This window comes from Methanosphaera sp. DEW79, from assembly GCF_003266085.1.
In the GTDB taxonomy this organism is placed as follows: Archaea; Methanobacteriota; Methanobacteria; order Methanobacteriales; family Methanobacteriaceae; genus Methanosphaera; species Methanosphaera stadtmanae.
In genome coordinates, this window is sequence record NZ_MUZW01000012.1 from 1 (window position 1) to 7,979 (window position 7,979).

The 7,979-nt window shown below is 29.4% G+C and carries 6 protein-coding genes; 4 read left to right on the top strand and 2 right to left on the bottom strand.

What is annotated here, in order from left to right:
* Nucleotides 1–267 precede the first annotated feature (267 nt).
* Genes hisG through tfrA form a run of 3 tightly spaced genes read left to right on the top strand, consistent with a single transcriptional unit; the run spans nucleotide 268 to nucleotide 3,630 of the window.
* On the top strand, nucleotides 268–1,137 hold the full coding sequence (hisG, locus tag BZ132_RS00980; protein WP_011405794.1) for an ATP phosphoribosyltransferase: 870 nt from the start codon (nucleotides 268–270) through the stop codon (nucleotides 1,135–1,137).
* A gap of 40 nt (nucleotides 1,138–1,177) precedes the next feature.
* Nucleotides 1,178–1,930 carry a fumarylacetoacetate hydrolase family protein gene (locus BZ132_RS00985; RefSeq protein WP_353743712.1) on the top strand — a complete coding sequence of 251 codons (753 nt, stop codon included), beginning with the start codon at nucleotides 1,178–1,180 and terminating at the stop codon, nucleotides 1,928–1,930.
* Between the two features lie 26 nt (nucleotides 1,931–1,956).
* Complete coding sequence (tfrA, locus tag BZ132_RS00990) at nucleotides 1,957–3,630, top strand: fumarate reductase (CoM/CoB) subunit TfrA (RefSeq protein ID WP_011405796.1); 1,674 nt, start codon at nucleotides 1,957–1,959, stop codon at nucleotides 3,628–3,630.
* Between the two features lie 300 nt (nucleotides 3,631–3,930).
* Here tfrA and gatA read toward each other — a convergent pair whose 3' ends face one another.
* The gene (gene gatA, locus BZ132_RS00995) at nucleotides 3,931–5,298 is read right to left on the bottom strand and encodes an Asp-tRNA(Asn)/Glu-tRNA(Gln) amidotransferase subunit GatA (protein WP_011405797.1); all 1,368 of its coding nucleotides are present in this window, start codon (nucleotides 5,296–5,298) and stop codon (nucleotides 3,931–3,933) included.
* A 536-nt stretch (nucleotides 5,299–5,834) separates the two neighbouring features.
* Here gatA and mtaA point away from each other — a divergent pair.
* The gene (gene mtaA, locus BZ132_RS01000) at nucleotides 5,835–6,848 is read left to right on the top strand and encodes a methylcobamide:CoM methyltransferase MtaA (protein ID WP_011405798.1); all 1,014 of its coding nucleotides are present in this window, start codon (nucleotides 5,835–5,837) and stop codon (nucleotides 6,846–6,848) included.
* A gap of 171 nt (nucleotides 6,849–7,019) precedes the next feature.
* Here mtaA and BZ132_RS01005 read toward each other — a convergent pair whose 3' ends face one another.
* Nucleotides 7,020–7,619, bottom strand: coding sequence for a hypothetical protein (locus BZ132_RS01005; RefSeq protein ID WP_112149286.1), 600 nt, complete (start codon nucleotides 7,617–7,619; stop codon nucleotides 7,020–7,022).
* Nucleotides 7,620–7,979 lie beyond the last annotated feature (360 nt).

Here is a 7,979-nt window from a genome sequence, read left to right on the forward strand (position 1 = left end):
ATTGTTTTTTATAAACCTCTTTTTCCATGAATTGTCCTGCCTTTTGTAGTCCAGAACTTACTTTACCTTCAAAAGATAACACTTTCTAAACACACTCCAATTTTTTTTATTGTATTTATTCTTATTTTCTTGAGTAATTTTTTTTCCTAATTTAATATAATTTATATTTATCTTATTAAACATACATATTAATAATTTATATCAAATAAATTTATTAAGAATTTATAAAACTTACTAATATCTATATTATTTGGAGGAAATAAAAATATGAAAGTTCGTATAGCCATACCTTCTAAGGGCAGAATTAGTGGACCTTCTGTATCCTTACTAGAAAAAGCAGGTATTGGATTAACAGATAATTCTAGTCGTAAATTATTTTCCAATACATTCGATCCTGAAATAAGTGTGATGTTTACACGTGCTGCAGATATTCCAGTATATGTGGCAGATGGGGCTGCAGACATAGGAATAACTGGTTTTGATTTAACACAAGAAAAAAATGTTGATGTTGAATTTCTTGATGATTTAAAATTTGGAGCAACACGTCTTGTTGTAGCAGCACCTGAAAATTCTGATTTTAATACAGTTGATGATTTAAAAAATGTTAAAATTGTTGCAACAGAATTTCCACATTTAACACAGAAATACTTTGAAGAAAAAAATATAAATGCCACTATAATGCCATTAAGTGGAGCTACAGAGGTTGCACCACTAATTGGTGTTGCAGATGTTATTGCTGATTTAACAAGTACTGGTACAACACTAAAAATGAATCATCTACATGAAATAGATACTATCATAAACAGTAGTGTTAGATTAATTGCAAACAAAGAAAGCTTAAAAACAAAGTATGAAAAGATAGAAGCTATTAGAACAGGTATTCTTGGCGTGCTCCATGCTGAACGTAAAAAATTAATAATGGCAAATGTACATAAATCAAATCTTGATGATATAAAAAGTGCAATGCCTGGTATGAGTGGACCAACAGTATCTGAGGTATATGGTGATGAAAATATGGTTGCAGTTCACTCTGTTATCTCAGAAACAGAAGTTTTTGAAACTATAAATAAATTACGTAAAATTGGTGCAAAGGATTTACTAGTACTACCAATTGAAAGAATATTAGAAAATAAATAGGATATTAACAACTACGATTAATATGAAATATATTAGATATATGGCTTCCAACAAAGAACATGTTGGAATAATAAAAGATGATATTATATATGATTTAGATTATTCATGTATTATTGATGCAATAGCACATGAAGATGAAATAGATATAAATGAATCTACAACAACACATAGATTAGAGGAGGTAGATGTACTACCACCAACAAATCCTTCTAAGATTGTTTGTGTAGGCCTAAATTATAAAGATCATGCTGAAGAATTAAATATGGAACTTCCAGATGAACCTTTATTATTTATGAAACCATCAACTTCTGTTATATCAACAAATAGTGCTATTATCTATCCAAGTACTACAAACATGCTTGACTTTGAAGGAGAACTTGGAATTGTAATATTAGAAAGAGTATCTCCATGTGATAATGGTACTTGTAATGTTGCATACACTATTGTTAATGATGTAACAGCAAGGGATCTTCAAAGTAAGGATGGGCAATGGACACGTTCAAAAAGTTATGATACATTTTGTCCATGTGGACCAGTAGTTGTTACAGATATAGATTCATCAAATCTTAATATAAAAACTATGGTTAATAATGATATAAAACAAGAATCAAATACAAAAAATATGATATTTTCTCCATTAGAATTAGTAAAATATATCTCAAATATAATGACATTAAATCCAGGAGATATAATTGCATCAGGAACACCACCTGGTGTAGGTCACTTGGATGTGGGAGATACTGTTGTTGTTGAAATTGATGAAATGGGAAGTTTAGTTAATATTGTTAAATAAAAAAAATTAAATATAGGGGTTATTTAATGGAAATTAAAGAGTATACATGTGATGTGTTAGTAATAGGTTCTGGCGGTGCTGGATGTAAATGTGGAATTGTAGCAAGTAAAGAGGGTCAGGATGTAATCATTGTATCTAAAGGTTTAACATTTAAATCTGGTTGTACAATGCTTGCAGAAGGAGGTTACAATGCAGTATTTGGGTATGTTGATGATGAAGATTCACTTCAACTACATATTCAAGACACACTTAAGGGTGGAGCATTTCTCAATGACTTAAAACTCGTATATAAATTAGTTACTGAATCACCAAAAAGACTTGTTGAACTTGAATCATATGGTTCATTATTTGACAGACAAGAAGATGGTCGTTTAAATCAAAGAGCATTTGGAGGACAATCCTATCGTAGAACTTGTTTTAAAGGGGATCAAACTGGTCATGAAATGATGGTTGGACTTAAAGAAGAAGTTATACGTGAAGGTGTAGAAACACATGGAGAAATAATGATTACAAAATTATTATTTGATAAAAATCATACAAAAATTGTTGGAGCAATGGGTTTTTCACTACAGGATAGTTCAATAGTAATATATCATTCAAAGACTACTGTTATTGCTTCTGGTGGATGTGGATGGTTATATCCTGTTACATCAAATGCTTTACAAAAAACTGGTGATGGTATTATGATGGCATATGATGTTGGAGCAGATGTTATGGATATGGAAATGGTACAATTCCATCCAACAGGTATGTTGTCTCCAAAATCCAGAAGAGGTGTTTTAATTACTGAGGCTGTTCGTGGTGAAGGGGGTTATTTAATTAACACTAATAATGAACGTTTCATGATAAATTATGATCCACGTCAGGAACTTGCAACTAGGGATATTGTTGCAAGATCTATCTATACTGAAATTCAGGAAGGTCGTGGAACTAATGATGGGGGAGTATATTTATCTGTAACACACCTACCAGATAGTCAGGTTCATAAGAAATTACAAACTATGGTTCAGCAATTTAAGGATGTTGGCGTGGATATTACAAAAGAACCAATGGAAGTAGCACCTACTGCTCATCATTTTATGGGTGGTGTTAGAATTAACACTGACTGTGAAACAAATATTGAAAACTTGTATGCTGCAGGTGAAGCATCTTCTGGTGTGCATGGAGCAAATAGGTTAGGTGGTAATGCATTGGCTGATACTCAAGTATTTGGTCATATTGCTGGTTTAAGTTCTGCAAAACAGGCACAAAATACCAAACTTGAAACTCCAGATGAAGATATGATTTCTTCTGAAATTTCACGTATTGAAGCTATATGTTCTGAAGGAAAATATCGTCCACAAGATATTAAGACTAAAATACAAGAAATAATGTGGAAGCATGTTGCAATTGTTCGTGATGAAACAGGTTTAAAACAAGCAGAAATTGAATTAAATAAACTTGAAGAAATGACTTCTAACATGAATGTTTCTAAAATAAGAGAATACAACGATGATTTAGTAGTAGCTCTAGAAGTTATAAGTATGATAAAACTCGCTAAATTAATAGTAAAATCAGCTCTACTACGTAAAGAGAGTAGAGGAGCACATTATCGTATAGATTATCCTGAACGTAACGATAAAGAATATCTTAAAAGCTTCATATTAAATAAAAATGGAGAAATTAAAACAGTAGAAAGAGGTCTATTTACAGATTATTAAATAGTAATCTCTAACTTAATCTTCTTTTTATTTATTTAATGAATATTCTAATTTTGATTTTACAATATGATTTATTACTTAAGATTAATTCATAACCTCATTTATCATGATATATATTTAAAAATAGACAGATATTAGTATAGTAATCAAAGGTATTAAAAATAAGAATCAATGGTATTAATTTATTATTTTCTCATAAATTCATTATAAAATATGGTTGTAAATAATTTAAAAAAAGAGTAATAATGAAATATAGTATCTCATTATTATGACTTTTACTAAAAGTGTAATGGTTTTATTCTAATTATTTTCTAATGCACTCATAGTACTAAGGATTTTATGATCATCTTCAGGTTTTGCTTGTAATTGTAATCCTACAGGAATGTTGTCTACAAGTCCAGAATTCATACTACTTGCAGGAATACCTGTGATGTTAGCAAGTACTGTTAATACATCATAAGCATACATATCCATAGTTTCTATTTCTTCACCGATTTTATGTGGTAATTTTGGTACTGTAGGTCCAGCAATTACATCAACATCATTTAATAATTCATTAAATTCATTTCTAATAAGTGATCTTGCTTGTAGTGCTTTATTATAATATTTTCCACTGAATTCTTTTTGACTAATATATGAACCAATTTCTATTCTACGAGCTACTTCAGCACCACATACTTCTTCTATTCTTTCACCATATTTACGTCCATCATATTTTCTTGTTGCTGAGAAAAACTCAACATAGTTTATAAGATAATAGGTAGGTAATCCAAGATTAATATCTTCAAAGCTCAATTCTTTAATCTCTGCTCCGAGGGAGGTCATATCATCAATGGATTTATTTATTTGGGATGTTATTTTATCATCAGTTATGTCCATAAATTCCTTTACAACACCAATTGTTTGACCTTCAAGTGTGGAATTTGTTGTATCTTTTAGGAAATCTTCTGGTTGTTTATTTATTGTTGTTGTATCGTATGGATCATATCCACATATAACATTAAGCATTAATCCAATACCTGTTGTATCGTTTGCAAATGGACCTATTTGGTCTAAACTCATTGCAAGATCAAGTAATCCTTGTCTTGATACCATACCATATGTAGGTTTAAATCCCATTACTCCACAGTGTGATGCAGGATTTCTTATTGAACCACCAGTATCAGATCCAAGTGTTATATCACACATATTTGCTGCAATTGCTGCTGCTGAACCTCCACTTGATCCTCCAGGGATATGTCCTGGTGCTTTTGGATTGTTTGTAGGACCATACATTGAGGTTTCTGTGGAACTACCTGCTGCAAACTCATCCATATTTGTTAGACCAATAATTACTCCATCTTCATCAAGTATACGATTAATTACAGTTGCATTGTAACTTCCATAATAGTTTTTGAGTGTAGGGGAAGCTGCAGATATTATGAAATCTTCTACATTTATGTTACTTTTTATACCAATAACGAGTCCAGCTAATTTTCCAGTTTCTTCATTATTTTTAATTCTTTTATCTATATCTTCAGCTGTTTTTCTTGCTTTTTCTATATCTAATTGTACAAATGCATTAATATCATCATTTTTTTCTTCTATGGTACTATACATTTGTTCAAGGTTTTCAGTTGCTGTTATTTCTTGTTGTTTAATTGCTTCAACTTTTTCTATTACTTTCATATGTTCACCTTTAGTAAAAATTCATGAAATCATAACTTTTTCATTAAATAATTATATGTATAATATATTTCATTAAAGAAATTAATATAATTTAATATTATTATATAATGAAAGATTTTTTTAAGTAGGAACTTATTTTTTTTCATGTTTTTAGTGTATGTGGAATTATTTTCTTTTAGTTTTGTATGTATATTGTTATTATTTTTAAAAAAATAAGTCAAATTTATAAAGACTAAAAATTATATATTATAAACAATAACAAGATTGTGCTTTAAAAAAAGTTAATTAAATGTAAAAAATTATAGTCTTATACTCACATATGAAACTATTTTTGACATTAATATTTTAAATCTTAAGTAATAAGTACTCCTTGTTAGATGTAAAAATAATGTGAAGATATATGCATATCTTTATTTTATAGAAACATTTAAAAACAACAATGTTGATATTTATAAACATTAAAAAATGATTGAGTTTTTTAAAATTTAATGTTAAAAACTCAGATATATTATAATATATTTTTAAAAGGTGAACACATGGATCTTATAGAAAATTTAAAAGCAGCTTTAAATGGCGAAGAAGTAGAAAAAGTACCAGCAATAAGTGCAACAGCAGCAGCAGTTGAAGAAGCATTCCCTGCAGCTAACGTATCCTGGCCAGAAGCACACAAAGATGCTGAACAAATGGCAAGATTAGGTATATCCTTACACGAACAAGCAGGATTAGAATGTGCTAGAGTACCTTTCGACTTAACAGCTGAAGCAGAAGCATTTGGTTGTGAAGTAGATTTAGGTGATATGGAAAACACTCCTACATTAAGATCACACGATATTGTAGATGATGTAGAAGACTTAGAAGTACCTGATGACTTTGTAAACAATGGTAGATTACCTGTAATCTTAGAATCTATAGAAATCTTAAAAAATGAATACCCTGAAGTACCTGTAATTGTAGGTATGGCTGGTCCTTTCACTTTAACTGGTCACTTATTAGGTGTAGAAGATTTAGTAAAAATGTTAAAAACTGACAGTTTCGTAGTAGAAGATGCAGTTGAAATAGCATTAGAAGCACAAACAGAATTAGTTCAAGCTTTCAATGAATCTGGTGTAGATGTAATTGCTGTAGCAGACCCAACATCTTCCCCTGAATTATTAGATCCTAATGATTTCAGTGAATTTGCACAACCTGCATTAGAAGATTTATCTGCTGAAATGGAAACAGAAAGTATCTTACACATCTGTGGTAACTCAAGACCTATTCTTGAAGAAATGTTAGACTGTGGATTCAGTGGAATTTCTGTAGAAGAAGCAGTTGATATGACAGAAGCTCAACAAGTAAGAGCAGAAACTGGTGCTGAAACTGTAATGGTAGGTAACGTCTCAACAAGTCAAACTTTATTCAGTAAACCTGTAGAAGAAGTAAAAGCTGAAGTAACACAAGCATTAGAAAAAGGTGTAAATGTATTAGCACCAAGTTGTGGTATTGCACCTAAATCACCTTTAGCAAACTTAAAAGCATTCGTTGAAGCAAGAGATGAATTCTATCAATAAGTAGATTAATTCTACTTTTAATCTTTTTTTATTTTTTTTTTGAATACTATTTTTACAGTTTGATATTAATGGTATAGAAAATCTATATTCATGTAATGTTTTAATTTATATCTTGTTTTAGAAAAAAATTTTTATTTTAAAAAGGAGGTTATGGATTAAATTATTATAAATTTAGTCCTTTATATTGAATCCTACAAGTATTGATGCAAGTTTTGGGTCATCTTCAAAGTTAAATACTTCTTTTAAGTATAAATCAGCCAATGGGTCTGGACTACTGGATACTACATCACATGTATCTTCAAGTTCTTCAACTTCAATAAATTGTACTGGTGGAAGAACAAATGCTTGTTTTGTAGGGTTTTTTTCAAGATTTTCTGTTTTCAAATCTTCTTCAATATCTTTTTGATCTTTTAGTAATACAAAGTCCGGATTGATGAATTTAGCTTTTTCATCTTCTTTATATTTCTTTTTTTGATTGTTACTTACAATTTCTTCTCCTAGAAGGTTTCCCTTATTATCTACTAGTTGAACAGTTGCAGTTGGAGGTGGTCTAAAAGATGCATTTTTTATTATTGCAACAGTGTAATCTCTGTTAAGACATTCATTAACTCCCATGTTTATTACAGGAATTAACTCTCCAGCCTTATCCATTTCTATTTTTAGTACATTTTTACGTACTTCATCAGTTAATACTCCAACATCTAATACTCCACGTAGGGGATTTATTGTATCAATTACTTCTTGAAGTACTTCTTCCGGTTTTTTACTCATTTAATCATCTCTTGATATTATATTATATATTATTTAAATGATGGTTATATATAATTTATATAGGTAGTATTTTCTAAATGGTTCATTTTAATGGTTTATGTCCTAAATTTTATGCAAGGTTTTCTAATAATAACTGATATTAAGTTATTACTAATTACTAATAATACTCTATAAAATAGGTTAAAATAGAATAATAGTAGGTTATTTTGATAAAAAAAAGTTTAAAATCTAATATAAATTATAAATAAACATGAAATCATGGATATTATTCCTTAGAAATATCTCTTTTGATTTATTTATTTTTAATAAAATTTAATAAAATCATAAATTTAAATATTACTTTATCATTTTTCAAGTATT

Coding starts and splice junctions, on each gene's coding strand:
- hisG (WP_011405794.1), top strand. CDS start 268: ATGAAAGTTCGTATAGCCATACCTTCTAAGGGCAGAATTAGTGGACCT.
- BZ132_RS00985 (WP_353743712.1), top strand. CDS start 1,178: ATGGCTTCCAACAAAGAACATGTTGGAATAATAAAAGATGATATTATA.
- tfrA (WP_011405796.1), top strand. CDS start 1,957: ATGGAAATTAAAGAGTATACATGTGATGTGTTAGTAATAGGTTCTGGC.
- gatA (WP_011405797.1), bottom strand. CDS start 5,298: ATGAAAGTAATAGAAAAAGTTGAAGCAATTAAACAACAAGAAATAACA.
- mtaA (WP_011405798.1), top strand. CDS start 5,835: ATGGATCTTATAGAAAATTTAAAAGCAGCTTTAAATGGCGAAGAAGTA.
- BZ132_RS01005 (WP_112149286.1), bottom strand. CDS start 7,619: ATGAGTAAAAAACCGGAAGAAGTACTTCAAGAAGTAATTGATACAATA.